Source organism: Pseudotabrizicola alkalilacus (assembly GCF_003443995.1).
Taxonomy (GTDB): Bacteria; Pseudomonadota; Alphaproteobacteria; order Rhodobacterales; family Rhodobacteraceae; genus Pseudotabrizicola; species Pseudotabrizicola alkalilacus.
This window is the reverse complement of the sequence record NZ_QWEY01000011.1, coordinates 152,427-178,490: the sequence shown is the minus strand read 5'-3', so window position 1 is coordinate 178,490 and position 26,064 is coordinate 152,427. Positions and strand designations below refer to the sequence as shown.

The following is a 26,064-nucleotide window of genomic DNA, read 5'->3' as shown; positions in this document are numbered from 1 at the left end:
GAACGGCTTGCCCAAGAGCATTCACAGGGGGGTTGTCAATGATGACCCGTGCCAGATCGCCGTGTATCTCTACAGTCACGCACTCCATCGCCGGACACCTCGCTTTGAATGATTGCTCCGCTTATAGAAGCGCCGCGCGCCGCAGTAACCCAACAATTGGTCGGTCGGCGTTACATGCCTTGTTTGGGTGCTGATGGTTGCTTTTCAGGCGTTGATGCGCCGGACGCTCTGACCGCCACAGAGACGGATCTGGATGGGCCAGAACTGTCGCCAGCACCGGGGAAACCAGCAAACTCTTGCACATCGGCATCTTTATGGCTTCACGAATATCCGAACGACTGATACCGGGCCAAGATTATTTGAGTCTGCAAAGCACCCCGGTCTTTCATCTTCCTGTTGAAATCTTTAGTTGAGTGAGTAACCGGCTATTTGCCCAGGCTCCGGGCGCAAAAGGTGAATGCGATGACCCTCGCCAGCCATATGCCACGAAAAATCGTCAGCAAACCACGCCTGCTGTTTCGCCCCGATGCTGTGCTGGGCTGGCGTCTGACGCCCAACCATGGCGTGCGGGTCGGATTCCGGAACGGGATACTTCAGACAATCAATCCCGAAGGCTGGCGGCATGTGCCGGGCTCTGATCAGCCGTCGCGGCATCGCCTCGCGTTTTATGGCTGTTCGTATACCTATGGAACCGGCCTTGCCGATGACGAAACCTATACGGCCCTGCTACAGCGTGATCTGCCCGGAGTGCGCATTCTGAATCGTGGCATTGGCGGGCATGGCACGGTGCAGAACCTGCTGCAATTGCGCCGCGACATCGCGGCGGGTGAAATTGATGCCGCCGTTTTTGCCATCATCTGCGACCACCGCTTTCGCAACATCGCCCATCCACAGCGGATGCGGCAATATCTCAGCCGCGACTGGTACACTCTTGGGGTGGAACATGTGCCGGTCGCAAAGCTGGATGCAAGAGGTCAGGTTCAGATCATCTATCCGCCGATCTGGCAGCCCGCTCTTGGCAACGTCAATTTTGACACGTTTTTACCTGATGAATACATGATCACCACGGCAACACTCGTTGTGCTGGAGCTTGTACAGAACACGGCGAAAGCTGCCGGTCTGCCCTTGGCCTTTGTGCTGCTGGATGCCCTTGATGCCGATTTCAACACGGCGATCTGCAACAGGTTTCCGGAAACGCGCGATATTTCAACTCCGCATGACCCTGCGCATAGATTTCTGCCGCGTGACATTCACCCCAACATGCTGGCCAATCAACTGTATGCCCAGCGGCTGGCACCGGTTGTCACCCAGCTCTGCGACACGGTTACAAACGGGCGCGGCCTATGACCCAAACAGAATACATCCTTGGGATTTCCGCACATTTCCACGATTCAGCCGCGGCTTTGGTACAGGGTGACCACATTCTTGCCGCTGCGCAGGAGGAACGATTTACCCGGAAAAAAGCTGACTGGGGCTTTCCCGATCAGGCGATCCGCTATTGTCTCTCGCAATTGCCAGATGGGGTCAGTCTGGACAAAGTGGCCTATTACGAAGACCCCGGCCTCAAGGTGCGACGCATTCTTGAAACGGCACGGGAAACGCTGCCGTCTGGCGCGCGGCTCTGGCCTCAGATCGTCGAGACCCTGAAATGCCTGTCACGGGAGTTGCCGCGCCAGTTGGAAAAGGTGGCAGGCGACGCCGGGCGCATCGTTTTTGTGCCGCACCACCGCTCTCACGCCGCTTCGGCATTCTATCCCTCACCGTTTGAGAATGCGGCCGTGCTGGTGCTGGACGGCGTTGGCGAATACTCCACCACAACCCTGTGGTCAGGCGGGCCGACCGGTCTTTTCCCGACTGGAGAGATCCGGTTTCCGCATTCTCTGGGTCTGTTTTACAGCGCCTTCACACAATACTGCGGTTTCAAGGTGAACTCGGGGGAATACAAGCTCATGGGGCTGGCCCCGTTCGGTATGCCAGAGTTTCACAAGACGATCCGGGATGAGCTGATCGAGATAAGCGAAGACGGATCTTTCACCCTGAACATGGATTATTTCAGTTTCGACCGGGATCTCAGCACCACCTCGCCCTTGTTTGAAATGCTGTTCAATCAACCACATCGTCACGAAACCGCTGCGATTACACCGTTTCACATGAACATGGCCGCTTCGGCGCAGGCTGTGCTGGAAGAGGCGGTGCTGGCACTCGCCAAAACTGCGTTGGAGCGGAGCAACAGCCGCAATCTTTGTCTCGCAGGCGGCGTTGCGTTGAATTGTGTCGCCAACCGCCGACTGCACCGCGATCTTGCCGGGCTGGATGCGCTGTGGATCCAACCCGCTGCGGGCGACGCGGGTGGCGCATTGGGGGCCGCACTGGAGGCGGCGCGGGCCACGGCCGGGCCAAGGGCGCAGCCCACTGGTGACAGCATGGCCGGTGGGTTTCTGGGGCCAGAATACCTTGATGCCGAGATTCAGAGTGTCCTGGACAGCGCCGGTCTGGTTTATGAAAGCATCCCTGACCCCGCAGATTACGCCGCTTTGGTGGCAGAGGGGCTGGCCGCCGGTCAGATCGTCGGCCATTTTCACGGGCGGATGGAGTTCGGGCCGCGCGCCTTGGGCAATCGCTCCATTCTGGCTGATCCGCGTGGCAAGGACACCCTGAGCCGCGTGAACCGTTCGATCAAGTTCCGCGAAGACTGGCGCCCCTTTGCGCCGATCGTGCTGGCCGATCAGGCCGCGACCTATTTCGAAGAACCGACGGACAGCCCCTACATGTTGCTTGTCGCCGATCTGAAATCTGCATTTCGCGGGCCCGTCGGGGTAAGCGAAGCCCGTGCACAGGGGCATCACGCGCCTATGCAGTTGCAAAACGCCGTCACCAGCCAATTCGCGGCGGTAACTCACGTGGATTTCAGCGCAAGGCTGCAGACAATTGATCCTGCAACCGGATCGCGCGCCGGGCGGATCTTGCATGCTTTTCATACCATCACCGGCTGCCCGATGGTGCTGAACACCTCGTTCAACGTGCGCGGCGAGCCGATCATATGCACGCCGAAAGATGCCATTGACTGTTTTCTCAACACGCATCTGGATCTGCTCGCGATCGGTGGATTTCTGGTCCGCAGATCCGCGCAACCCGATTGGGTACGCCAGAAAATCGGGAGAACCCGCTTTGCCGCCGATTGAACATGCCGAATTTCTGCAACGCTTCATGACCCTGCTCGAAGCTGCAGGGTCGGGGGCCGCACCCGACGCTCAGGGCCTTTTGTCGCCGATGACGGCGCTGGATTCGCCACAGCAAAGCTTCGCCGATGTTTATGGCAAGGACGGAAATCTGCTGACCACAATGGCGGCTAGGGCACAAACCAACGATGATCCTGGCATGGCCAGCTTGCTGACTGCGCTTGACCTTGCATTGCAGAACGGCACGCTGGACATCAAAGCCGCACCGGGGTCAGCGCCCCGGCTGACGCAATATGTCTATCCCGTGGTCTGAAAAAGTGACCAGTGCCTCAGTTTCGTCCCCTCTGGTGGCCATCGGTGGATTGGGAGGGTCGGGCACACGGGTCTTTGCCGCCACATTGCAGGCCGCTGGAATTGCGCTTGGTGCACGTATAAATACTTCGCTCGACAATCTTTGGTTCACGGTGCTTTTCAAACGTGCCGCATGGAGCTGTACAGCCCCTGACGCCAGAGAGGTGACTCAGGCGGCTGATCTGTTCGTGCGGGCCATGACCATCGGTTTGCGAGATACCCTGACGCCGGACGAACGCGCGCTCTTACAGCAGCTGCGCGCCGAATTGCCACCACTTGGGGCGTGGCAATGTGGGGCAAGAGTTGAAGACGCCGACAGCCTGTTGAACAGCGGGCCGGCAGACTTTGCAGCAAGTTCCTTATGGGGCTGGAAAGAGCCGAACACACATATCTTTCTGCCGCAACTTGCCGCCCGGTTTCCTCGGATTCGCTATATCCATGTTGTCCGCGACGGGCTTGACATGGCATTCAGCAACAACACCTGGCAGGCCCGGCACTGGGCCCACCTTTACGGGCTTTCACAAGACACAGACACACCCCTGCCACTCCACCAGCTGCGCTACTGGACAGCGGCCAACCGTGCCGCCCTTGATTACGGAGCCGCGCATATGGGCGACCGTTTCCTGATTATCTCATACGAAGAGTATTGCAGAAAGCCTGAGCGGTACTGGCAGCGCCTGCACGATTTCGTTGGCCTCAGAACGCTGTGCGCCCCGCCTGCGGATCTGCTGCGCCCGACAAACATCGGCCGCAGTCAGGATCATGACCTGTCCCTTTTTCCCGCTGAAGCGCTTGCGGCGGCCCGTGCGGTTCAGACAGATGTGTTGGCGTTTCATGATCCTTGACGGCAAGGGTAACCCCAACCAATGATCTGCTTTCTGCGCGCTTTGGGCCCAGACGCCCTTAGCCCCGCGCCACTTTGCTGACAGACGGATGGTGACCTGAAACAAAGAGCGCGTTTTCGATGGCAAGCTTTGCGCGATGCGTCCGGTCGCGTCCGGGCCGCACCGCAAGACCCACGGAAACCGTAACCCCGCTGTCGGCCACCGCATCGCCAAAGCCACCCATCCCGTGCAGTTCATCTTCGATAGCGCGTTCAAGGCCAGCAGAGTCAGGCAGATTTACCCCGCTGGACACCAGAACAAACCGTCCATCCCCGATGTAAGACATGACACAGGGCTGTTTGGTAAAGAGGTTGTTGATCGCAACCACCACGGGCGCGAGTGCGACCGGGGCATCCATCAATCCGGCAGGATGCTGAACTTCAACAGCCATGACATAGGCCTGTGACAGAGCCACGCCCGACAGGCGGACCAGATAGTTCTGCAGCGCCTCATGCTCGATCAGCGATTCAACGCCCGGCAGCGAACCCGGCGCCGGCACAGTCCAGCCCGCATCCCCGATACCCGCGTCTTTCACCGGTGTATCGACCTGATCGAGCAGGATCCTGTCCTGAACATTCCGCAGACAGGTGCCGAAGGCGATGACATCAAATGGTTTGGTGATGTAATCCGACGCACCGGCCCGGAATGCACGGTCAAGGAAGTCAAAATCCTGCATCGCCGTCAGCATGATGATCGGGGTATCCCGATAGGCAGGGATGCGGCGTATACGGCCACAAAGTTCGATCCCGTCCATCCCCGGCATGTTGATATCCAGCAACAGGCAATCAAAAGGTCTGGAAGACTGTTCCAGAAACGACAGCGCCTGCGCACCAGAACTTGAAATCGTTGTGTCCGAGCACCCGATCTCTGCCGCGATTCTGGGAATCAGCCCAAGGATGATCGGGTCATCATCAACAGCCAGAATCCGCATCCCCCGTTGTGCCAGATAGGCCGCAGGCAGCTCCGGCTCGGGAACGGACGGCCCGTCATTCTCAGCGAGCGGCACATCTTGCCAGGTGTCTGCGCCGCGCGACCCGCGTTTGCCCCTGAACACGTAGATCACAGCTGCACCCAGCACCGAGGCCGCCCCAACCAGACTGTAGAGCAAAAGCGCAAACCAGAAGGATGCGCCCAGAATGAGGGCGATTGCAAAGCTAAGGGTTCCGGCCAGAATGCCGATGGCAACAAAAGCAATCATCTCTTCAACGATCCTCGCAGTGGCGCTCAATCAGGGAAGGTATAGTGGATGTCATTTCAATTTATAGTTAAGTAGTGCGGCAAAATAATGGCAACGGGCACGACGCTTTTCCAAATGGGGGAGCAAGCAGGCCCTGCGCCTTGTTCGCGTTCAAACGCACGCCCTTGCCTGCCCGACAGAAGGCGGGCATGATGTAGCAAGGCAATTCTGGCAATAATGATAGTATAAATGACATTCTCGACAGTTGTGGTCCTTGGTATGCACCGCAGCGGTACGAGCTGTCTGACGGGCAGCCTGGAAGAAGCGGGCCTCGCCCTTGGGAATGTGGACCGCAAGCGCCATACCAATCCAAAGGGAAACCGCGAGAGCCTGAGCATCATGGATCTCAATAACGCGGTTCTGATCGCCAACGGGGCCACCTGGGACACGCCGCCCGCAGGCGTTTGCGACTGGTCGACAGAGCAGTTGGAATGGCGGGACCGGCTGATTGCCGAGTACGCGGAATACCCGCTGTGGGGCTTCAAAGACCCGCGGACGCTTCTGGTTCTGGAGGGCTGGCTGCAAGGACTTCCTGCACCGCAGCTTGTCGGCACCTTCAGGCATCCGCTTGCGGTTGCTCAGTCGCTGCAGACCCGCAACGGGTTTGAGATCGAAAAGGGTATCAACCTCTGGACGGCCTATAACCAGCGCCTTTTGCGGGTCATGGAAAGCCATCCTGTGCCGCTGCTATGCTTTGACTGGACTGCAGAATGCTACAACGCCGTCTTGCGGGGGCTGGCGGTTCGGCTCGGACTGACACCACCTGAAACGCCGTTCTCGTTTTTTGAAACGCATCTGCGGCGCAATACAAGCCAGCCGGATGCGCCTTTGCCCGCAGCGGCGCAGGACATTTACCAGCAACTCTTGCAGCGCAGCCGGGATCTGCTGGCAGACCTCGGGGTGGACCCCGCGTTTTCTGTCGGATGACCGACTTGGCAGCATTCCAATCCCTGCGCCTGTTCCCAAAGCGTCAGGGCGCGAATGCCTATGCCATCACCGGCATTGCCGCGCAATGTGACTGGGTGCTGCTCAGCGATGCCCAGCCCCCGTTGACGGATCTTCAGCGGACACGCCTAACGGACACGCCACGCCACATCTTTCTGTCGCTCCGCAATCCTTTTGCTGCCCTGGCCCATTTTGCGACCGAAGTACTCCCCGGCCTGCGTATGCCATTTGTGCTTGTCTCGGGCTCCGAAGACTGCACTCTGCCACGGCAATGCGACCGGCGCTGGCGCGCTTACAGTGCCGCGGAACAGCAGATGATCGCGACGATCCTCGGACATCCGCTGCTGATACGCTGGTTTGCCGAAAACCTTGAAGACGACAGCAATCCTCAGTTTTCGCCACTGCCCACCGGCATGGTATATCCCGATGGCGTGCCGTCAGCCCTTCCCCCCGTCAGCCACCCGCCCTTGCACAGCCGCCCGCTGAAAGTTCTGTGCGGTCATCGGGTTCGAAACGGAGCACAATGGAAATTGCGCCGCGAGGTGACAGAACGGGCGCAGAGCGACTGGACATCGTTCTGCACCGTGCCTGACAGCGAATTGCCCGAGCCCGAATTTCTCGCCCTTATGCGCTCGCATGCGTTTGTGCTGTGCGCCGAAGGCGGTGGGCTTGATCCCTCTCCCAAAGCCTGGCAGGCAATCCTGTCTGGCGCGATCCCGATTGTCCGCAAGACAGGAATCTACAAAGCCTATTCTCAGCTGCCTGTGGCGTTTGTCGACGACTGGCAGAGCAAAAGCCTGACGACCGAGAAGCTGCTTGCGTGGCGCGAGGCGCTTGCGCCATATCAGGACACGCCGGCGTTGCGCGCGCAAACCGTGACGCGGTTGGGTCTGGCGTATTGGTGGAACCAGATCAAAGCCGTGGCGCGACCGTGACGAAAGCATCGGAAGCAGTCGCCCGGGCGGCCCCGGACGCAACAGCGCTCAGGGCCAGAAGATCACCGGTTCTTTTCGGTTGATTGCAGAAACGACAGCAGCCGTTGTTCATCTGCGCGCAATCCCCGTAACCCGGTCGGCAGCACTGTGGCAAGCGTCCGTTGACGCTCTGCCGGCTCCAGCGCCGCAAGCTCCAGCACCGCCGGATGAACATAGGAACTGCGGCAGATCGCCGGGGTATTGTGCAGAACGTCCGAGGCCGCCTGTGCCATGGCCTTTACCGTCAGGCGGGTCTCTGGTGGCAGGGTTTCGGCATAGGTATAGGCGGCCAGCGTGCCGCCCCATGTCCGAAAGGCCTTGGCTGTGACTCCCTCGCCCATCACTGTGGCAAGCCAGTCATTCACTTCGCCCGAGGTGACCGGGCGCGGCGCACCATCGGCATCGACATAGGTGAAAAGCTGGCGTCCCGGCAGATCCCCCACCGTCTGCAAGACCCTGTGCAACTTTTGGTCGCGCAACACCTGCCGCAGTCTTTTGCCGCCCTTCGCCGTAAAGTCCAGATGCACCCTGTCTTTGCCGATCCGCACATGCCGCCGCAACAGCGTGGTTGCGCCGAACGACGCGTTCTGCACTGCATACTCAGGATTGCCGATCCGCAGAAAGCTGCGATCCAGCAGCAGAACCAGCGCCGCCACCGTGAAATCACGCCCGCCGGGGGCGTGGCGCAGGTCGCGGGTCAGACGCGCACGCAAGGCTGGCAAAGCCATGGCAAAGGTGATCAGTCCGGCATATTTGGTGCTTGCCTGCGCCGACTGCCAGTCCGGGTGATAGCGGTACTGCTTGCGCCCCCGTGCGTCGCGCCCCGTCGCCTGCAGATGGCCATCTTCAGTCAGGCAGATCCAGACATCGCTATAGGCTGGCGGCACCCCCAGCTTTTCAACCCGCCGCCGCGCGGCTCCGGTCAGGCAGCGACCATCGGGGCCGACATAGCTGAAACCCCGGCCTGCCCTTTTGCGGCGAATGCCGGGATCCTGGTCCGAGACGTAGACAAGGCTGTTTGCCATGATGGCTCCAAGACGATGCGGTGCGCCGGAGAGAACACACAGGCAAGCCGACAGGTTCCGGCCAGAGTGCTGCCGATGCTCCCTTGCTGTGCAAAACACCCAAGCCAAGTGCTGCGATGCAGCCAATCGGCTGCCCGGCACTCAAATTGCACTTGCACAACCCACGGTTTCATTGGCATCTTTTCAGCTGAAATTTGGTTCTTTTGCCTCATCAGGCGTCGGAAAGGTCAAGCCAGAGACATGGATACGGAACATGACTGGTCAATGGCTGATCAAGTCCGGACCTTTGACTGGAGCCGGACACCGCTTGGCGCGCAGGACCAATGGCCCGTTGCGCTGAAAATCACGGTCGATCTGATTCTCCGGTCCAGGTTTCCCAAGTGCCTGTGCTGGGGGCCTGAGATGATCACCATTTACAATGATGCCTTTATCCCGATCCTTGGACAAAAAGCGTTCTGTCTGGGTCAGCCGTTCAGTCGTATCTGGGCCGAAGCCTGGGACGAGATTGGCCCCTTTGCTCAAAGCGCGCTGGAGGGGCAATCGATCTTTATCAAGAACTTTGCGCTGATGGTTGACCGGGGTGACGGCCTGCGCGAAGGCTGGTTCACGTTCTGCTACAGCCCGGTCGCGGATGAGACGGGCCGGATCTGTGGTTTCATGGATACCGTGATTGAAACCACCGGCGAGATGCTGGCCGAACGTCGCATTCACCTGCTGAACGGAGAATTGCGGCACCGTATCAAGAATGCCTATGCCAAGGCCATTGCCATCGTGCGGCTGACATTCCGACGCGCGGCTTCGCCAAAAGAGGCGCTGGATGCTGCAATCAACCGTTTGCAACAGCTGGATCAGGCCCAACGCGCGCTGCTGGAAGACACTGGCGGCACGTTGGAGATCCGCACTCTGATTGCCGATGCTCTGGCCGGGAACCTGCAGGACGAGCGGCTTGTCATGCAGGGCCCGACCGTAACACTGGAGGCAGAGCAGGTCTTTGCGCTGAGCCTGGCTTTGGGGGAACTCGCCACCAACGCACAGAAATACGGGGCATGGTCGAATGCCACGGGACGGGTCTGGATTGAGTGGCGCCAGTCCAAAGGCCAGTTTCAACTGGTCTGGAGCGAGGAAGGCGGTCCGCCCGTCACCCCGCCCGAAACCAGCGGCTTCGGGCGTGAGCTGATCGAGACATCCCTGAGCCATGAATTCCGCGGCGAGGCCAAACTGGACTTCGCGCCGGAGGGGGTACAGTTCACCCTGCAGGCGCGACTGGATTGATCAGAGAGCTGCGGCGACAGGCACACAAAGTCATCCTTCCCAAGGCGCCCTTGAAAAGCCTCAAGCCGCTTGCTGGACCCATCGCGGTCAGCGCCTGCAAACGCCGCGCTGATCAGGTCTGGTTGCGCCCCACAGGATTACCGCGTTGGCCAGACCGGCAGATGCGTCTGGAACAAATGGCCCGCTTTGGGGTTTGTGGCAGCATACCAGAGGATGAGACATGGCCAGACCTCCAAAATCCGATGATCGCAATCATGCGCTCCGGATCATCACGCACACCAGTTGGTGAGGCGCAGATGGCCCCCCGCCCATTCTGGAAAGGCTACCTGAAGCTGTCGCTGGTCAATTGCCCTGTCACCATGACCCCTGCCACAAGCGAGGCCGAAAAGGTCCGCTTCCACACCATGAACGCCCACACCGGCAACCGGGTCATCAGCCGCTATATCGACAGTGTTACCGGCAAACCCGTGTCCGACGAGGACGAGGTAAAGGGCTACGCGCGCGGCGAGGATGATTATGTCCTGCTGGAAGACGATGAAATCGATGCGGTTGCGCTGGAAAGCACCCGGACCATTGATATTGACATGTTTGTCCCCGCCGACAGCATCGGCTGGATCTGGTACGACACTCCTCATTATCTCAACCCCGCCGACCGCGTGGGTGAAGAGGCTTTTGCCGTAATCCGTGCCGCCATGGCCGAAACCGGAACCGTCGGCATTGCCCGGCTGGTGCTCTACCGCCGCGAGCGCGCGGTCATGTTGGAACCGCGGGGCAATGGCATCGTGCTATGGACCCTGCGCTATGGCGATGAGGTGCGCGATGAGGCGGAGTATTTTGACAAAGCCGGAACGGAAAAGCCCAACGCACAGTTGATGAAGCTGGTCAAAGCGCTGATTGACGAGCGTAAAAAACCGTGGTCACCCGACATGGCCACAGACCCGGTGCAGGATCGGTTGCTGGATCTGATTGCCGCAAAGAAAAAGGGCCGCAAGCGCGCACCAAAAGCAAAGGCAAGTGCCGATGCCGCCCCCAAGGACAATGTTGTCAGTATCATGGATGCGCTGAAACGCAGTCTCGCTGCCGAGAAAAAGGGCAAATAGATCAGCGCTACTTCAGCTTCAAGGGGACTGCGGCAGCGCGGAAATCCTCCCATGGATCGGCTGCAAGTCCATCCAGCCGGGCAGGCAAATTGGAAACGGTGAAATGCGCCGGCCCAATTTCTGGTCCCAGTTCATCCCACGACAGCGGCGTCGATACCGCCGCCCCGGCGCGCGCCCGTGAGGAATATGCCGCTACCGCCGTCGCCCCGCGCTGATTGCGCAGATAGTCGATCAGGATCTTTCCCTTGCGCTTTGCTTTGGCCATCGTCGCAACATACTTGGCAGGCGTATCAGAGGCCATCGCCGCAGCCATGCCTTTGGTGAAAGCCTTCACCTCGGGCCATGTTGCATGCGGTTTCAGCGGGGCCACGACATGCAACCCCTTTCCCCCCGATGTCTTGACGAAAGCGGCCAGCCCTGCATCCGTCAGGCGCTGGCGCACCTCTTTGGCCGCCTCGATAATCCGGGGCCAATCCACGCCCACGCCGGGGTCAAGGTCGATGGTGATCATGTCCGGACGCTCCCAATCTTCCAGCGAACTCCCCCAAGGGTGAATTTCCAGCGCCGCCGACTGCACCAGCCCGATCAGACCATCCAGGCTGTCGATACTGATCAGAGGATCACCCGGTTCCTTCGGGTCGTCCACCAGCCGGATATTGTTATTCAGCCCCTTCCACGCATGTTTCTGAAAGAACGTCTGCCCGGTGATCCCCGTAGGGCAGCGCAACAAGGCCAGCGGGCGATTGACCACAAAAGGGGCGATCCGCCGCCAGACCTGTGTGTAGTAATCCGCAAGCCCCTCTTTGGTGACCCCTGCATCGGGCCAATAGATCCGGTCCGGATGGGTCAGCTTCACCTTGGAGCGCGGCACCGCCTTTGCAGGCTTCACCGTTTCAGGCGCAGACTCGCGGCGGATTTCGGTTGCCGGTTTGTCTTCACGCAAGCCGCGAAAGGCGGCATGGCGCAGGTGGCCATCCGCCGTCCAGGCGCGAAACTCGACCTCGGCCACCAGCTCCGGCCTCACATAGCACACCTCCCGCGCCTGTTCGGCTGTCAGCGGTTTGACAAAGGGGCTGTGTGTGCTGTCAATCCGGTCCAGCCGCCGGAGCAAATCCTGCGCCACGCGCGCCGAAAATCCGGTGCCGACCCGCCCGACATGGATCAGTGTATCACCCTCATAGACCCCCAGCACCAATGAGCCGATGGCATTGCGTGCGGCGGTAGAGGGCATATAGCCGCCGATCACAAATTCCTGCCGGGCCGAGCATTTGGACTTGATCCACGCCTTGCCACGGCCTTCGCGATAGGGACTGTTCCGCGTTTTCGAGATGATTCCCTCAAGGCTCAGCCGACAGGCATGGCGCAAAACGGTGGCCCCGGTTTCCTCGAAATGCGCGCTGTAGCGCAAGGGACCGGCAGCATCGGTCAGAATATGTTCCAGCATCACTTTGCGTTCGATCAGCGGCAGCGGCCGCAGGTCATAGCCATCCAGATGCAGAAGATCGAAGCCGTAAAACACAAACCGGTCGGCGCGGTCCTCGCTCAGATCAGCCTGCAAAGCTGAAAAATCCGATGCGCCGTTGCCGCTTTCCACCACCACTTCACCGTCGATCAGCGCCGTCCTGACCGGCAAATCCCGCAGGGCAGCAGGCACATCCTTGCCAAAGCGGTCGGTCCAGTCCAATCCGCTGCGGGTCAGCAGTTTGACCCGCCCCGACTCGATCCGCGCCTGAAGCCGGTAGCCATCAAACTTGATCTCATGCAGCCAGCGGTCGCCGGTTGGCGCGGCCTTCGCAAGGGTCGCCAACATCGGCGGGATGAAATCCGGCAGGCTTTCCCGCTTTGTGCCTTTGACCTTTGCCGGGTCAGGCGGGGACATTTCGGTTTCTTCCGCCGCCACGGATTTCGCGCGTTTTTTCGGTGCCGATGCCGATGGCGAACCCTGTGCCTCGCCTGCGATTTCGGGAATGTCCCGCCCGGTTTTCACCGACAGAGGCAGTTCCTTCAGAATGTCCGGCGCATCGTCGGGCCGGGCGGCATCATCAGATGCCTTGATCAACAGCCAGTTCTCACGCTTGTCACGCGGCTTTCCCTGCATGCGGATCAGGTGCCAGCGCCCATGCAGTTTCTCGCCCGCCAGCTCGAATTCCAGATGGCCCTTGGCATACCCCTTTTCGGCGTCCCCGATCGGCGACCATGTGCCCCGATCCCACAGCAGCACTGTGCCCCCGCCATATTCGCCTTTTGGAATGGTTCCTTCAAAGTCGCCATAGTCCAGAGGATGATCCTCGACATGCACCGCCAGCCGCTTGTTACCCGCTACAAGACTGGGACCGCGCGTCACCGCCCAGCTGCGCAGCGCACCGTCCATCTCCAGCCGCAGATCGTAATGCAGACGGCGGGCATCATGTTTCTGGATGACAAATCTGTGGCCACGTTTGCCTTTCTTGCGACCCTTTGGCTCGGATGTCGCGGCAAAGTTGCGCTTCTGCCGATACTGCTCCAACGCCATGTCTTAACCCGCCTTGCGCTTTGGCGCAGGCTTCGCGCGGGATTTGCGGGCAGGTTTGTCTTGCGCATTCAGCTTCGCGCTCGCGCGCAGCGCCTCCATCAGATCGACAACCTTTTCGCGCTTTTCAGCAGCGCGTGGCCTGATCTTGCCCCCTTCGATTTTGACCCGGACCAGTTCTTCGAGTGCTGTCTCATAGCGGTCATCGAACGCGGCGGGATCGAATTTGCCCATCTTGGTTTCAATGATGTGCCGGGCCAGATCCAGCATCTCGGTCGCGATTTTCGGCGTGGGAATGTCCTTGAACGCCGCCTCGGCAGACCGGACCTCATAGTCGAAATTCAGCGTGGTCGCGACCAACCCCGGCCCATGCGCGCGGATCAGCACCGTCCGCATGCGCCGGAACAGCACGGTGCGCGCAATGGCAGCCACATTCTTTGCAGACATACCATCCCGGATCAGGCCAAAGGCCTCTTGCCCGGACCGATCTGTGGGGGCCAGATAATAGGGCTTGTCAAAATAGACACTGTCGATCTCGCCGCAGGGGAGAAAGGCCTCAATGGCCAGCACCTTGTCGCTCTCCGGCACGGTCGCGGCGATATCTTCGGGATCAAGCAGAATATGTCCGCCATCCGAAACCTCGTAACCCTTGACCTGATCTTCGCGCGCGACCGGCTTACCCGTTTCCGCATCCACAAACTCACGCCGCACCCGGTTGCCGGTGGCGCGGTTGATGGTGTGAAAGGCAAGCCGGTCCGAGGTAGAGGCCGCCGTATAAAGCGCGACCGGGCAAGAGACCTCGGCAACTTTCAATATGCCCTTCCAGTTTGCGCGCGGTGCCATGGTTTTCGTGCCTCTCCGCTTCCGGTGACACAACACGGAATGCGGTAGTTTGTTCCGGTCCCGTCGGTGCGCCGACCGCCACAATGATTCCCGATAAAAACACTCTTGATATCCGCTTGCCTCCGGTCTAGGGCGTTCAAACTGTTTTTGTCAGAATTGGAATGATCCCATGCGGACCAAAAGCCTTGCGGCGCTCAGTGGCCTCGCCGCCGCCCTTCTTTCCTTTGCCGCAGTGGCAGAGCCGACGACCTATCCCCTGACCCTCGAGAATTGCGGGCAGCAGGTCACCTTTGACAAAGCCCCCGAGCGTACCGTCGCCCTTGGCCATAACAGCGCCGAGATCATGTTCCTGCTGGGGCTGGAAGACCGGATGGCAGGCACCGCCTTCTGGCCGAACCGGGTGCTGCCAGAGCTGGAGGCCGCCTATGACAAGGTCGATGTTCTGACGGTAGAGTTTCCGACGCTGGAAGCGGTTCTGTCCAAGCAACCCGATTTCGTCGCGGCGATGATCGTGACGCTGATGGGGCCCGACAGCAAAGTGGCCAAACGCGAGGATTTTGCAAATCTTGGCATTCCGACCTATCTGTCGCCCAGTGCATGCTCCACGGTCGCAGACACCAAGAATGCGTCCGGCAGCAAGGCAACCAGTGTCTATGGCACCCGGGAAAATCTCTGGACCATGGACCTTATGTATCAGGAAATCGACGATCTTGCCCGCATCTTTGACGTGCAGGATCGCGGGCAGGCTCTGATTGCAGACTTCAAGCAGCGCGAGGCCAAATTGCGGGCGGAATTTGCCAAGCGTGAGGATCTGACTTTTCTGTTCTGGTTCTCTTCCCCGTCGCCCGCAGATGACGCCTATCTGACCGGCGGCAACGGTCCGTCGGCTTATATCGCCGATCTTCTTGGCGGCTCGAACGCCCTGAAGACCGAGGCAGAGTGGCCGGCCCTTGGGTGGGAAGGCATCATGGCCACCAACCCGACAGTCATCGTCGCGGCTCAGGTTGACCGTAAACGTTGGGGTCTGGACGAGGCGCAGAACAAGATCGACTTTCTCACCAATGACCCGGCAGTCAGCCAGATGGAGGCGGTGAAAGCAGGCAGGATCGCGGTGATCAGCGGGGCATCCATGAACCCCTCGATCAACACGATCTATGGTGCCGAGAAACTGGCCGAACAGCTCAAGACCTTTGATCTGAAGTGAGCATCGCGGACGACAAAGAAGCCGGGGCAGGATGGCTTGCCATCTTCCTTGGGCTTGCCCTGATCGTTCTTGCCGTCGCGGTCGCTCTGGCGGCCGCGATTGGCGATTACAGCATCGGGGTTGGCACGGTGTTTCTGGCCGTGACCAACGGGCTTGGCCTGACAGCCGCTGACATCCCGCCGATCGAGCAAAGCGTGGTCTGGGATCTGCGGCTGAGCCGTGCGTTGGTTGCTGCCCTGGCCGGAGCCGGGCTGGCAATCTGCGGTGCGATTTTGCAGGCGCTCTTGCGCAATGCACTGGCCGAGCCCTTTGTGCTGGGGGTATCGGCCGGGGCCTCGACCGGGGCGGTGGCGGTGATCGTGCTGGGCATCGGGGCGGGCAGCGTTTCCCTGTCCATGGGTGCATTTGCCGGGGCTTTTGCCGCCTTTGCGATGGTCGCGCTGCTGTCAAACGGCGCGACAAGCGGGCCGAACCACACCATCCTTGCGGGCGTCGCGGCGTCGCAGCTGTTCAACGCGCTGACCTCATACATCGTGACCACCTCGGGCAACGCCCAACAGGCGCGTGACGTGATGTTCTGGCTTTTGGGTAGTTTCGGCGGTGTGCGCTGGCCTGATTTTCAGTTGCTGGTCGTGGTTGTGTTTGTTGGCCTTGCGATCTGTCTTCTGATGTCGCGGTCGCTGGATGCGTTTACCTTTGGCGATGAGGACGCGGCGGCCCTTGGTGTGCCGGTGGCCCGCATCCGGTTGATCCTGTTCGGCGTGACCGCAATGATAACCGCCACCATCGTCAGCATGGTGGGCACGATCGGCTTTGTCGGGCTGGTGGTCCCCCATGCCGCGCGCTACGTTGTGGGGCCCATGCACTTGCGCCTTTTGCCCGCCTGCGCGGCGGTGGGGGCCATATTTCTGGTGTTGGCCGACATCGCCTCACGCGTGGTAGCAGAACAGCAGACCATTCCGATCGGGGTCGTCACGGCAATGGTTGGCGTGCCCTTCTTTGCCATCATTCTTTACCGCGCAAGGCCGCAACAATGAGCATATCTGCACATAATCTGGTCTGGGGTGTGCGCCACAAGACCATCGTTGCCGACGTGTCGCTATCGGTTGCACCGGGCGAGACGCTGGGACTGATCGGACCCAACGGGTCGGGCAAGTCATCGCTGCTGCGGCTACTTGCCGGGCTGAAACAACCGCTGTCCGGGCGGGTCGAAATCCTTGGACAAGACATTGCCCGCGTCCCGCGCCGCACGCTGGCGCGCCAGGTGGCCTTTGTCCAGCAGAACGCCGCGACCGACACCAACGTGTCTGTGCGCGATGTTGTCCGGCTGGGCCGCACCCCGCATCGCTCGGCGCTGTCCGGCTGGTCGGCAGCGGATGAAGCTGTCGTTTCCGCCGCGCTGGAACGGGTGGACATGACCGGTCACCGCGCGCAGGCATGGCAGACCCTGTCAGGCGGCGAGCGGCAGCGTGTTCACATCGCCCGCGCATTGGCACAATCGCCGCAAGTGATGTTTCTGGATGAACCGACAAACCATCTGGACATTCACCACCAGATCGAAATCCTGCGCATGGTGCGTGACCTTGACCTGACGAGCATCGTCGCACTGCATGACTTAAACCTTGCCGCGATGTTTTGCGACCGGATCGTGGTGCTGAAAGCCGGGGCCGTGGTGGACTGCGGCACACCCGATGCTGTGCTGACCGAAACCCTGTTGCGCGATGTGTTCCGGGTCAATGCAGAGGTCTGCGCAGGCCCCATCCCGTGCCAAACGCATATCCGCTTCAAAGCGGCCTGACCTGTCAGACAGGATCCGCCGGATCACCCTGACACGGTTCCGCAATAAAGGCAGACAGGTCAAGCTCCTGCGGATCGTTGCATCAGTTCGGCAGAAGATTTGGAGAAACAGCAGGCGTGCGGTGAATCCTGCTGGCAATACAGCGCAATACTATGACAAAAGGGGCTGGTGCCAAGCCATCCGTCACCGAAAGCGAGCGTTGGCGATCAGATCGCTGGTGAGGGGGTTCTGATGGGAAAATCTGTTCGGGTGAAATCATTTGAACTGGTCACGCGAGACATTTCAGACGTTGATCTTAACCTCTTGCACGGGCTTTCCACAGCCGTCGGTTGGCCGCATCGGCTGGCAGACTGGGATTTCTTGCGAAACATCGGACATGGTATCGTTGCGGTCGACGGCATCGGCCGCGTCTTTGGCAGTGCCATGTGGTTTCCCCAAGGCGAAGACTTTGCCACCATCGGGCTTGTGATCACCAGTCCCCGGACACAGGCGCAAGGTGCGGGCAGATGGCTGATGGATCAGGTGATAGAGCGTTGCGCCTGCCGCAACCTCAGCCTGAATTCGACAAAAGCTGCGTTTCAGCTTTACCTGTCTCTGGGCTTCACACATGAAGCGACGACTTTCCTGCACCGTGGTATCGTCTCTGGGCTTCCGTTCCCACCATCCCCTGACGCGGCCCTGTGCGAATTGCCCGCAGACCAGCTTGCAGAGGTTATGGCGTGCGATATGCGTGCCTTTGGCTACGACCGATCACGAGTACTGGCGCTGCTTTCAGAAATCGCCGTGACCTGTGTTCTGCGCCGCAACGACAAGGTGGTTGGCTATGCAATGCGCCGCCCGTTCGGGGGGCTTCATGTCATCGGGCCGATTGTCGCCGACAGCGATGAGGATGCGATCCAGCTTGCCTCATGGCATTTTCAGGCACTGCAGGGCCAGGCTGCGCGGATAGACACCCGCGAGGCAACCGGCCCCTTTACAGAGTTTCTGGCACAATGCGGCTTGAGCGTCGAGCAAACTGCTCTGACCATGTCCAAGGGGCGCAGATTTCTGAACCGGATTGCAGCAGAGCCTTGGGTGTATGGGCTTGCCGGGCACGCTCTGAGCTGACGCATTTTCAGGTGCTTGCTTAGAATCATGCGCATCAAATTTCTGCATTCCACACAATGACCTTGGCCTCGGCGGCTCGGCGCAGGCACTGACCTGATGTCATGCCTGATGGCCACCTGAGCTGCATCCCATATGCAGGGTTTCCCTGCCGTTTCTCGCAGATGTTCAGAAGAAGATGTCGCGGTCTGGTGCCGATGCGGATGATCCTGCTGCATGCAAAGCGTCATTCTATGGCCTAGATGGGGCCGGCACCACAATGGCCGCCACGAGCCCCCCGAAAACCCGAACGAGAAGCCGCGCAAGTGCCAGAAACCAAGGTCGCAGACAAGAACACTCCGTACTGGTGGGAAGCAGCTCCCGTCAAACCGCTGCCCGAGCAGCCGCTTGTCAGAACACTTGACGTTGCGATTGTCGGTGCTGGCTATGCCGGGCTTGCGGCGGGATTGACACTGGCGCGTGCAGGACGCTCGGTCGCTGCCTTTGATGCGATGTCTCCGGGCGAAGGCGCATCATCGCGCAACGGCGGCATCACCAGTGGCACGATCCGGCACGACCAGGCCACCCTGACCCGCCGCTTTGGCGAGGACAAGGCGCTGGCGATCGAGGCCGAGGGCAAGGTCGCGCGCGAATTCCTGTATGACTTCCTCGCGACCGAAGGTATCGCCTGCGATTTCAGACCTGTCGGCATTTTCAAGGGCGCGATCGGTTTCAGGCAGTACGACGCCATGGCGCGCGGAGCCGAGACTTTGGCACGAAAACTGAAGATCGAAAGCTACGCTGTGCCACATCGTGAACAGCGCGGTTTTATCGGGACGGATTTTTATCGGGGCGGCGCAGTCCGCATGGATATTGGCGGGCTGCATCCCGGCAAGTTCCATGCCGAGTTGTTGCGGGTTGCACTGGCCTCGGATCTGACGGTCCACGCGCACACGCCCGTCACCGCTATCGAACGGAATGTCGGCGGCTTCCGGGTGACCACTGCGGCGGGGACGGTTCAGGCCCGGCAGGTTCTGGTTTGCACCAACGGATACACCGATGGCGCTGCCCCCTATCTGCGGCGGCGCATGGTTCCGGTGCGGTCCAGAATCATTGCAACCGAGGAACTGTCGGCTGACACCATGTCGCGACTGATGCCACGCCAGATGATGATGAGCGAAGGGCGTCAGCTTGGGTTCTATTATCGACCCTCGCCCGATGGTCGTCGTATCCTGTTTGGCGGGCGTGACAGTTCGCGTGTCGGTGATCCGGTCGCCCCGACGCTGCGTCTGCGCAATGGTCTGGTCGAGCTTTTCCCGGAATTGGAGAAAACACGCCTGACGCACAGCTGGTTCGGCAATGTTGCAATGAACCGCGACATGCTACCCCGTATCTTTGAAAAGGATGGTGTCGTCTATGCAACCGGTTTCTGCGGCTCCGGTGTGGTCTGGGCACCATGGATCGGCACACGGGCAGCCCACAAGCTGATGGGGCATACAGAGCAGGCCGACACAGCTTTCGATTTTCGCCCCCCTGCCGCCGTGCCGCTTTACCGTGGCAATCCCTGGTTCATGCCAGCGGTTATCAAAGGTTACGGCCTGCAGGATCGTATCGCCTGGTGGCGCGCCAAACGCTGACGCGCGTACCTGTCGGTTCGTTTGAGCCCGACACACTTCACTTGCAGAAACGGACATGCCCATGAACTCCACCCTGAGCCCCAAAGCCCGGCTTCCGGTGACTCTGCGCCAGATGACGGACTCCCTGCATGATCTTGAGAGTGCGCTCCAGTTGTCACGCGGGGCGGGCTGGACATATCGACTGGAGGACTGGCGCATTGCGCTATTGCTGGGCGAAGGGGTCCTGGCCGAGGAGAGCGGTCAGGTTATCGGGTCGGCGCTCTGCTGGCCCTATGGCGATGCTCTTGCCACTTGCGGTAGTATCATCGTGGCTCCCGCCATGCAGGGCCGGGGGCTGGGCCGGGCGCTGTTGGCGCAGCTGCTTCAGTTGACCGGTGAGCGTGCCATTCTGCTGAACTCTACAGCAGAGGGGATGCGGCTTTATCAGGCCTTCGGCTTCAAACCCGTTGGCACTGTCCATCAGCATATGGGTCGGGGGCGCGTGGCTGCGGGCCAGCATGAGACCGATCATCAAGTCCGCAGGGCCGGACCCGAGGATCTGCAGGTCGTGACAGCAATGGATCAGCGCGCCGTTGGGGCCACGCGGCACAGGATGATCGCAGCGCTTTTCAAATCCGGCAGTCTTGCCGTGATCGAGCGGAATGGGAATGTGCAGGGCTATGCCATCTGCCGCCCCTTTGGATCAGGTCAGGTGATCGGGCCGGTGGTCGCGACCGGGGCAGAGGACGCCAAGACCCTGATCACGCATTTCCTGACCGCCAATGAAGGTCAGAACCTGCGCATCGACATTGACGGCGACAGTGGACTCGGCTCCTGGCTGATAGCGCAGGACTTGCCCGAGGTCGGCCAGGTTACCACCATGATCCGCGGGGAACGCCCCCCGGTTTCCGGACCAGAGCGGATTTTCGCTCTGGCCAGTCAATCCTTCGGCTGAGGCAGATCCGATGAAACTCATCCCCTATTGGCACGACACCGCCCCCGAATTTCTTGGCACGGAAAAGGGACTGGTAGAGGGCGACTATGATGTGGCGGTGGTCGGCGGTGGCTTTACCGGCCTGTCCGCCGCCATCGCCCTCGCACGCAAGGGGGCCAGTGTGATCCTGCTCGAAGCAGGCCGGCTTGGCGGTTGTGCGTCGGGCCGCAACGGCGGCATGTGCAACAATGGTTTCGCGCAGGACTATGCCGGCATGGTGGGCAGGCTGGGGGCAGAAACAAGCCTGCGGTTGTATCAAAGCTTTAACGCTGCGGTTGATACGGTCGAACGGCTGATCCAAGAGGAAAACATTGACTGCAATTTCCAGCGCGTCGGAAAGCTGAAAATGGCGGCAAAGCCCGCTCATTACGACAAACTGGCCCGCTCACATGCGCTGATGGTGCAAGGGGCCGATCCAGATGCGCGGTTGGTCTCCCGCGCCAATATGCCGTCGGAAGTCGGAACCGACCGCTATTTCGGCGGTCTGATCTTTCCGCGTTCGGCCCAGATGCATATGGGAAAATACGTTCATGGGCTTGCCACTGCCGCAACCCGGCATGGTGCACGCCTGTATGACAACAGCCCCGTGATTAACATCAGGCGGCTGAGCGGTCACGCCCATCAGCTGACCACACCGCGCGGTTCGGTTGCCGCCAGACAGGTGCTTCTGGCGACCGGCACCTCGGCCGTGGGTCCGTTGTCCTGGTTCCGCCGGCGCATCATCCCGGTGGGGGCTTTCCTGATCGCCACCGAGCCATTGTCAAAGGAACAGCTCGACAGCCTGACACCCGGCCGCCGCAACGCCACCGACACCCGCAACTTTGTCAGCTATTTCAGAGTGACACCGGACAACCGCCTGCTATTCGGCGGGCGTGCCCGTTTTGCTGGCTCCAGTGCCAGCTCTGATGTCAAGAGTGGGACCATTCTGCGACGGTCGATGATAGGGATATTCCCCAGCCTGACCAACACCCGGATAGATTATTGCTGGGGCGGTATGGTCGACATGACCGCCGACCGCCTGCCGCGTGCGGGGGAACGCGAGGGGCTGTTCTACTCCATGGGCTACTCTGGCCACGGTACGCAGATGGCCACCCACATGGGACAGATCATGTCTGACGTCATGGATGGCAACACGCGCGCAAATCCCTGGGGCGATTTTGATTGGCCGGCAATTCCGGGGCATTTCGGCCCGACATGGTTTCTGCCCTTTGTCGGGGCCTACTACAAGCTTCAGGATTATTTGCACTGATGACAGCCACAGCCCTGCATAAAAGGAGGTCCGGCGTGGATATGACCAGAATCCGGCAGTTCTATATCGACGGCGCCTGGGTTTCGCCGATGACGGCGGGCCAGACCGGCTTTACCGATCCTGCGACAGAAACGCAGATCGGCATGCTCGCGGTGGGAACTGCCGCTGACGTTGACCGCGCCGCTGTGGCCGCGCGACGCGCTTTTGCAGCATTCTCTGCCAGCACGACAGACGAACGGAAGGCCTTGCTCGGGCGGATCCTGACGCTGATGGAAGCGCGGGCCGAAGATCTGGCACAAGCGATAACACTGGAAATGGGCGCGGCCATTACGTTTTCCCGCACCACACAGGTACCCTTTGGGATCGCCCATGTCCGGGCTGCAATGGATGTGCTTGCCGATTACAAATTCCGTGTTCAAAAGGGCACGACCGCGATCCTTCGTGAGCCGATTGGTGTCTGTGGTCTGATCACGCCCTGGAACTGGCCGCTTTACCAGATCACCGCCAAGGTCGCCCCTGCTATCGCTGCCGGTTGTACCGTGGTTCTGAAGCCCAGCGAAATGGCTCCGCTCAGCGCGCTGCTATTTGCCCAGATCATGCATGATGCCGGGACTCCGCCCGGCGTGTTCAATCTGGTCAACGGCACCGGCGCAGAGGTCGGCTCAGCCATCGCCTCACATCCTGACATTGACATGGTCTCGATCACCGGATCGGTACGCGCCGGGGTGCTGGTCGCGCAGGCCGCTGCCGTGACCGTCAAGCGCGTGGTGCAGGAGCTGGGGGGCAAATCGCCCAACATCCTGCTGCCCGACGCCGACTTTGACCGGGTGGTGCCGCTTGGGGTGGCTTCGGCCTTTCGCAATGTCGGCCAGTCCTGCAGCGCACCTACCCGCATGATCGTGCCCGCCGAGCGCCTGACCGAAGTCGAGGCGCTCGCCCGCGCTCATGCCGAGACCATCATTGTCGGAGATCCGCAAGACCCCACGACAACGCTGGGGCCCATCGCCAACCGCGCCCAATTTGATCGTGTGCAAAAGATGATCCAAGTCGGCATCGAAGATGGGGCAAGGCTGATCTGCGGCGGACCGGGGCTGCCCGAAGGGATCATCCACGGTCTTTACGCACGACCGACGATCTTTTCTGACGTCACAACAGGCATGCGCATTGCCCAGGAAGAGATCTTTGGTCCGGTGCTCTGCATCCTGCCCTATGCGACCGAGGCAGAGGCAATCGCTATCGCCAATGACACGGTTTTCGGACTGGGCGGCCATGTGCAATCCGCCGATCTGGATCGGGCACGTCGCGTTGCGCGCCAGATCCGGGCCGGGCAGGTCCATATCAACCATCCCGCATGGGACGCCTACGCAGCTTTTGGCGGTTACAAGCAATCGGGCAATGGCCGCGAATACGGCGTCTTTGGCATGGAGGAATGCCTCGAAACCAAGTCCATCCTGGGATATGATCCGACCTGAACGGTCGGGCATCCGCACCCTTCGCCCTACTGATGGTCAGTATCCACGCATCCGGTCGACCAGCCCCGGTATCGGTTGCCCCGCCAGATCGGCGCTGATCGCGCTGATCACATGGCGGGCGCCATCGCCAGGGCGGGTCTGACAGGCGATATGCGGCGTCAGGATCACCTGTGGATGCGACCAGAGCGGATGCTCTTGCGGCAAAGGTTCGGGCGCGGTCACATCCAGCACCGCCGCCGACAGCTGCCCCTCGTTCAGCGCAGCGATCAAGGCGGCATGGTCCAAGTGCCGCCCACGCCCTGCATGCACCAGCCGTGCCCCACGGGGCAGCCGCGCGAACAGCCCTGCGTCAAGGATATTCCCGGTTTCGGTGGTCAGGGGCAGCAGGCAGATCAGCAGATCGGTCCGCGCCAGAAAGGCATCCAGATCGGTAAAGCATTCCACCCCTTCGATCTGCCGCGGGCTGCGCGCCCAACCGGCAAGCGGAAAGCCAAAGGCCCGCAGCGCCGTCAGCGCCGCCTGACCCAGCTGGCCAAGTCCCATCACCCCGACACGCCGCTCTTCTGCGGGCAGGTTGCGCCCCGCCTTCCACAGTCCGGTGCGCTGCTGGCCCAGATAGGCGGGCAGATCGCGGTGCAGGGCCAGCGTGGCGAGCGTGATATACTCCTGCATTTGCTGCGGAATACCCGGCTCCAGCATCCGCACCACACCAACACCGGGCGGCAGCGCAGTCAGATCAAACTGATCAACGCCAGCCCCGACTGAAATGATCAGCCGCAGATTCTGGTAACGTGCCAGATCGGCCGGCACCGTCCAGGTAATCAACCAACGTACCGCCAGCGGATCAGGGGCTTGCCCGATGTGAAAGGCGACATCTGGCAGCGCTTTGGCAAAGGCGGCACGAAACACCGCCCCCCTCTCAGGATCAGACAGATAGAGCACCGTCATCCGCGTAACTCCGCCCGCACGTCGGCGTCTTCCAGAGTCTGATCCAGTGTCAGGCGCGTGCGCTCCACAATCGCGTCGATCTCGTCTGCGGTGCAGCACAGCGGCGGGGCATATCCCAGGGTGCCGCTGGCAAAGGCGCGGATCACAAGCCCGTTCTGCCAGGCCCGGTCAAAAATGCGCGTCGCGGGCAAAGCCGCTGCCGGAAGCGGGGTCTTTTTCGCTTTGTCGATGACCAGTTCCACCGCCGCCAGCATCCCACGCCCCCGCACATCGCCCACCAGCGGATGATCGGCCAGCGCTGCAAGCCCAGCCTGCAAACGCGCGCCCATGATGCGGCCATTGTCCAGAAGGCCACCTTCGTACAGATCCAGCACCGCCAGACCCACCGCCGCGCTGACAGGATGCGCCGAATAGGTGAAGCCATGCCCCACTGCGGCCGCTCCGGCATGATCGGCGATGGTCTGATAAATCCGGTCTGACAGGAACACCGCACCCATCGGTACATAACCCGAGGTCAGGCCCTTGGCGGTGGTCAGCATGTCCGGAACGATGCCCTCGTCGCTGCAGGCAAACAACGGCCCGGTGCGGCCAAAGCCTGTAATCACCTCGTCCGCGACAAACAGGATGTCCAGTTCGGTACAGACCGCCCGCATTGCGGCCATCCAGCCGGCGGGTGGCACCAGCACCCCACCCGAGCCCTGAATCGGCTCCGCGTAAAAGGCAGCGACCCGCTCTGCCCCACCGATCTGAACCACCTTTGCCCGCAATTGTGCGACAGAGGCTGCAATGATCGCCGACGGATCAGTGCCAACCGGGTTGCGATAGGCATAATGCGAAGGAATCTTGTGCTGCCAATCCATCGGCAGCCCAAAGCCCGCGTGAAACAGCGGCAGCGCCGTCAGCCCGGCGCCAACCGTGGTAGACCCATGATACCCCTGCTCAAGCGAAATGAACTGATCTTTCTGCGGCAGACCCCGTGCCTGCCAGTAGTAGCGGGCAAAGCGTACGGTCGTGTCTACCGCATCCGATCCGCCCAGCGTGAAATACACATGATCCAGATCCCCCGGCGCATGCTCTGCCAGCCGCGACGCCAGCCGGATCGGCGGCTCTGAGGCCAGACCGAAATAGCCGGTGGCATAGGGCAGATCGCGCAACTGTCGCGTGGCAGCCTCGACCACCGATTCATGGCCATAGCCGGCATTTACACACCAAAGACCGGCAAAGCCGTCGATCAGGGTCTGGCCACTGGCATCGGTCACTGTGGCACCCTTGGCCGAGGTCAGGATCCGGACCCCGGACTTTTCATGCCCGCGCCACGACGCGACGGGATGGATCAGATGCGCGCGGTCGAGTTCAACCAGAGAATTGCTGGACATGTTTT

At 60.7% G+C, this 26,064-nt stretch carries 22 protein-coding genes; 16 read left to right on the top strand and 6 right to left on the bottom strand.

Annotation, left to right across the window (positions count from 1 at the left end):
* Nucleotides 1-462 precede the first annotated feature (462 nt).
* Genes D1012_RS17995 through D1012_RS17980 form a run of 4 tightly spaced genes read left to right on the top strand, consistent with a single transcriptional unit; the run spans nucleotide 463 to nucleotide 4,375 of the window.
* Complete coding sequence (locus tag D1012_RS17995; RefSeq protein ID WP_118155512.1) at nucleotides 463-1,347, top strand: SGNH/GDSL hydrolase family protein; 885 nt, start codon at nucleotides 463-465, stop codon at nucleotides 1,345-1,347.
* Complete coding sequence (locus D1012_RS17990) at nucleotides 1,344-3,182, top strand: carbamoyltransferase family protein (RefSeq protein WP_118155511.1); 1,839 nt, start codon at nucleotides 1,344-1,346, stop codon at nucleotides 3,180-3,182. The genes D1012_RS17995 and D1012_RS17990 overlap by 4 nt, the downstream gene beginning before the upstream one ends.
* Nucleotides 3,169-3,492 carry a hypothetical protein gene (locus D1012_RS17985; RefSeq protein ID WP_118155510.1) on the top strand — a complete coding sequence of 108 codons (324 nt, stop codon included), beginning with the start codon at nucleotides 3,169-3,171 and terminating at the stop codon, nucleotides 3,490-3,492. The genes D1012_RS17990 and D1012_RS17985 overlap by 14 nt, the downstream gene beginning before the upstream one ends.
* Before the next feature lie 4 nt (nucleotides 3,493-3,496).
* Nucleotides 3,497-4,375 (top strand): sulfotransferase, encoded by an 879-nt coding sequence (locus D1012_RS17980; RefSeq protein ID WP_158569390.1) that lies wholly within the window; start codon nucleotides 3,497-3,499, stop codon nucleotides 4,373-4,375.
* Between the two features lie 58 nt (nucleotides 4,376-4,433).
* Here D1012_RS17980 and D1012_RS17975 read toward each other — a convergent pair whose 3' ends face one another.
* Complete coding sequence (locus D1012_RS17975) at nucleotides 4,434-5,612, bottom strand: response regulator (RefSeq protein WP_118155508.1); 1,179 nt, start codon at nucleotides 5,610-5,612, stop codon at nucleotides 4,434-4,436.
* A gap of 228 nt (nucleotides 5,613-5,840) precedes the next feature.
* Here D1012_RS17975 and D1012_RS17970 point away from each other — a divergent pair, with 228 nt between their 5' ends.
* Both D1012_RS17970 and D1012_RS17965 read left to right on the top strand, forming a co-directional pair.
* On the top strand, nucleotides 5,841-6,578 hold the full coding sequence (locus D1012_RS17970; protein WP_147335738.1) for a sulfotransferase family protein: 738 nt from the start codon (nucleotides 5,841-5,843) through the stop codon (nucleotides 6,576-6,578).
* A 95-nt stretch (nucleotides 6,579-6,673) separates the two neighbouring features.
* Complete coding sequence (locus D1012_RS17965) at nucleotides 6,674-7,531, top strand: hypothetical protein (RefSeq protein ID WP_147335737.1); 858 nt, start codon at nucleotides 6,674-6,676, stop codon at nucleotides 7,529-7,531.
* Nucleotides 7,532-7,593: 62 nt separating this feature from the next.
* On the opposite strand, the gene D1012_RS17960 is transcribed toward D1012_RS17965, so the two are convergent.
* Nucleotides 7,594-8,595, bottom strand: a complete 1,002-nt coding sequence (locus D1012_RS17960; RefSeq protein ID WP_118155505.1) for a DNA topoisomerase IB — start codon at nucleotides 8,593-8,595, stop codon at nucleotides 7,594-7,596.
* Between the two features lie 264 nt (nucleotides 8,596-8,859).
* Between D1012_RS17960 and D1012_RS17955 the strand changes: the two genes are divergently transcribed.
* Together D1012_RS17955 and ku (D1012_RS17950) are read left to right on the top strand one after the other, a co-directional pair.
* Nucleotides 8,860-9,867, top strand: coding sequence for a sensor histidine kinase (locus D1012_RS17955; protein WP_158569389.1), 1,008 nt, complete (start codon nucleotides 8,860-8,862; stop codon nucleotides 9,865-9,867).
* A gap of 296 nt (nucleotides 9,868-10,163) precedes the next feature.
* Nucleotides 10,164-10,967: a non-homologous end joining protein Ku gene (gene ku / locus D1012_RS17950; protein WP_118155532.1), complete on the top strand. Its 804-nt coding sequence runs from the start codon at nucleotides 10,164-10,166 to the stop codon at nucleotides 10,965-10,967.
* A gap of 7 nt (nucleotides 10,968-10,974) precedes the next feature.
* Here the strand turns inward: ku (D1012_RS17950) and ligD are convergent, their stop codons facing one another.
* A complete protein-coding gene (gene ligD, locus D1012_RS17945; protein ID WP_118155503.1) occupies nucleotides 10,975-13,479 on the bottom strand; it encodes a DNA ligase D in 2,505 nt (834 codons plus the stop codon).
* Between the two features lie 3 nt (nucleotides 13,480-13,482).
* Nucleotides 13,483-14,319 carry a non-homologous end joining protein Ku gene (gene ku / locus D1012_RS17940; protein WP_118155502.1) on the bottom strand — a complete coding sequence of 279 codons (837 nt, stop codon included), beginning with the start codon at nucleotides 14,317-14,319 and terminating at the stop codon, nucleotides 13,483-13,485.
* Between the two features lie 169 nt (nucleotides 14,320-14,488).
* On the opposite strand from ku (D1012_RS17940), the gene D1012_RS17935 reads away from it, so the two are divergent.
* The 8 genes from D1012_RS17935 to D1012_RS17900 all read left to right on the top strand — a co-directional run bounded on the left by D1012_RS17935 (nucleotide 14,489) and on the right by D1012_RS17900 (nucleotide 23,735).
* Complete coding sequence (locus tag D1012_RS17935; RefSeq protein WP_118155501.1) at nucleotides 14,489-15,523, top strand: ABC transporter substrate-binding protein; 1,035 nt, start codon at nucleotides 14,489-14,491, stop codon at nucleotides 15,521-15,523.
* Nucleotides 15,520-16,560: a FecCD family ABC transporter permease gene (locus D1012_RS17930; protein WP_118155500.1), complete on the top strand. Its 1,041-nt coding sequence runs from the start codon at nucleotides 15,520-15,522 to the stop codon at nucleotides 16,558-16,560. The genes D1012_RS17935 and D1012_RS17930 overlap by 4 nt, the downstream gene beginning before the upstream one ends.
* Nucleotides 16,557-17,321 carry an ABC transporter ATP-binding protein gene (locus D1012_RS17925; RefSeq protein WP_118155499.1) on the top strand — a complete coding sequence of 255 codons (765 nt, stop codon included), beginning with the start codon at nucleotides 16,557-16,559 and terminating at the stop codon, nucleotides 17,319-17,321. The genes D1012_RS17930 and D1012_RS17925 overlap by 4 nt, the downstream gene beginning before the upstream one ends.
* A gap of 231 nt (nucleotides 17,322-17,552) precedes the next feature.
* A complete protein-coding gene (locus D1012_RS17920; RefSeq protein WP_118155498.1) occupies nucleotides 17,553-18,428 on the top strand; it encodes a GNAT family N-acetyltransferase in 876 nt (291 codons plus the stop codon).
* A gap of 302 nt (nucleotides 18,429-18,730) precedes the next feature.
* Nucleotides 18,731-20,041, top strand: a complete 1,311-nt coding sequence (locus D1012_RS17915; protein WP_118155497.1) for an NAD(P)/FAD-dependent oxidoreductase — start codon at nucleotides 18,731-18,733, stop codon at nucleotides 20,039-20,041.
* A 61-nt stretch (nucleotides 20,042-20,102) separates the two neighbouring features.
* On the top strand, nucleotides 20,103-20,975 hold the full coding sequence (locus D1012_RS17910; RefSeq protein WP_118155496.1) for a GNAT family N-acetyltransferase: 873 nt from the start codon (nucleotides 20,103-20,105) through the stop codon (nucleotides 20,973-20,975).
* 10 nt (nucleotides 20,976-20,985) lie between these two features.
* Entirely contained in the window at nucleotides 20,986-22,263 is a 1,278-nt protein-coding gene (locus D1012_RS17905) for an NAD(P)/FAD-dependent oxidoreductase (protein WP_118155494.1), read from the top strand.
* Nucleotides 22,264-22,304: 41 nt separating this feature from the next.
* On the top strand, nucleotides 22,305-23,735 hold the full coding sequence (locus D1012_RS17900; RefSeq protein ID WP_199489555.1) for an aldehyde dehydrogenase family protein: 1,431 nt from the start codon (nucleotides 22,305-22,307) through the stop codon (nucleotides 23,733-23,735).
* Between the two features lie 36 nt (nucleotides 23,736-23,771).
* On the opposite strand, the gene D1012_RS17895 is transcribed toward D1012_RS17900, so the two are convergent.
* Entirely contained in the window at nucleotides 23,772-24,683 is a 912-nt protein-coding gene (locus D1012_RS17895; RefSeq protein ID WP_118155490.1) for a 2-hydroxyacid dehydrogenase, read from the bottom strand.
* Nucleotides 24,680-26,059: an aspartate aminotransferase family protein gene (locus tag D1012_RS17890; protein ID WP_118155488.1), complete on the bottom strand. Its 1,380-nt coding sequence runs from the start codon at nucleotides 26,057-26,059 to the stop codon at nucleotides 24,680-24,682. Before D1012_RS17890 ends, D1012_RS17895 begins: the two co-directional genes overlap by 4 nt.
* Nucleotides 26,060-26,064: the final 5 nt, after the last annotated feature.

What these genes read in the sequence shown, in the direction of transcription:
- ligD (WP_118155503.1), bottom strand. Translation starts at nt 13,479, where the DNA reads ATGGCGTTGGAGCAGTATCGGCAGAAGCGCAACTTTGCCGCGACATCC.
- ku (WP_118155502.1), bottom strand. Translation starts at nt 14,319, where the DNA reads ATGGCACCGCGCGCAAACTGGAAGGGCATATTGAAAGTTGCCGAGGTC.
- D1012_RS17995 (WP_118155512.1), top strand. Translation starts at nt 463, where the DNA reads ATGACCCTCGCCAGCCATATGCCACGAAAAATCGTCAGCAAACCACGC.
- D1012_RS17935 (WP_118155501.1), top strand. Translation starts at nt 14,489, where the DNA reads ATGCGGACCAAAAGCCTTGCGGCGCTCAGTGGCCTCGCCGCCGCCCTT.
- D1012_RS17910 (WP_118155496.1), top strand. Translation starts at nt 20,103, where the DNA reads ATGAACTCCACCCTGAGCCCCAAAGCCCGGCTTCCGGTGACTCTGCGC.
- D1012_RS17920 (WP_118155498.1), top strand. Translation starts at nt 17,553, where the DNA reads ATGGGAAAATCTGTTCGGGTGAAATCATTTGAACTGGTCACGCGAGAC.
- D1012_RS17895 (WP_118155490.1), bottom strand. Translation starts at nt 24,683, where the DNA reads ATGACGGTGCTCTATCTGTCTGATCCTGAGAGGGGGGCGGTGTTTCGT.
- D1012_RS17975 (WP_118155508.1), bottom strand. Translation starts at nt 5,612, where the DNA reads ATGATTGCTTTTGTTGCCATCGGCATTCTGGCCGGAACCCTTAGCTTT.
- D1012_RS17890 (WP_118155488.1), bottom strand. Translation starts at nt 26,059, where the DNA reads ATGTCCAGCAATTCTCTGGTTGAACTCGACCGCGCGCATCTGATCCAT.
- D1012_RS17905 (WP_118155494.1), top strand. Translation starts at nt 20,986, where the DNA reads ATGAAACTCATCCCCTATTGGCACGACACCGCCCCCGAATTTCTTGGC.
- D1012_RS17900 (WP_199489555.1), top strand. Translation starts at nt 22,305, where the DNA reads ATGACCAGAATCCGGCAGTTCTATATCGACGGCGCCTGGGTTTCGCCG.
- D1012_RS17925 (WP_118155499.1), top strand. Translation starts at nt 16,557, where the DNA reads ATGAGCATATCTGCACATAATCTGGTCTGGGGTGTGCGCCACAAGACC.
- ku (WP_118155532.1), top strand. Translation starts at nt 10,164, where the DNA reads ATGGCCCCCCGCCCATTCTGGAAAGGCTACCTGAAGCTGTCGCTGGTC.
- D1012_RS17960 (WP_118155505.1), bottom strand. Translation starts at nt 8,595, where the DNA reads ATGGCAAACAGCCTTGTCTACGTCTCGGACCAGGATCCCGGCATTCGC.
- D1012_RS17990 (WP_118155511.1), top strand. Translation starts at nt 1,344, where the DNA reads ATGACCCAAACAGAATACATCCTTGGGATTTCCGCACATTTCCACGAT.
- D1012_RS17970 (WP_147335738.1), top strand. Translation starts at nt 5,841, where the DNA reads ATGACATTCTCGACAGTTGTGGTCCTTGGTATGCACCGCAGCGGTACG.
- D1012_RS17955 (WP_158569389.1), top strand. Translation starts at nt 8,860, where the DNA reads ATGGCTGATCAAGTCCGGACCTTTGACTGGAGCCGGACACCGCTTGGC.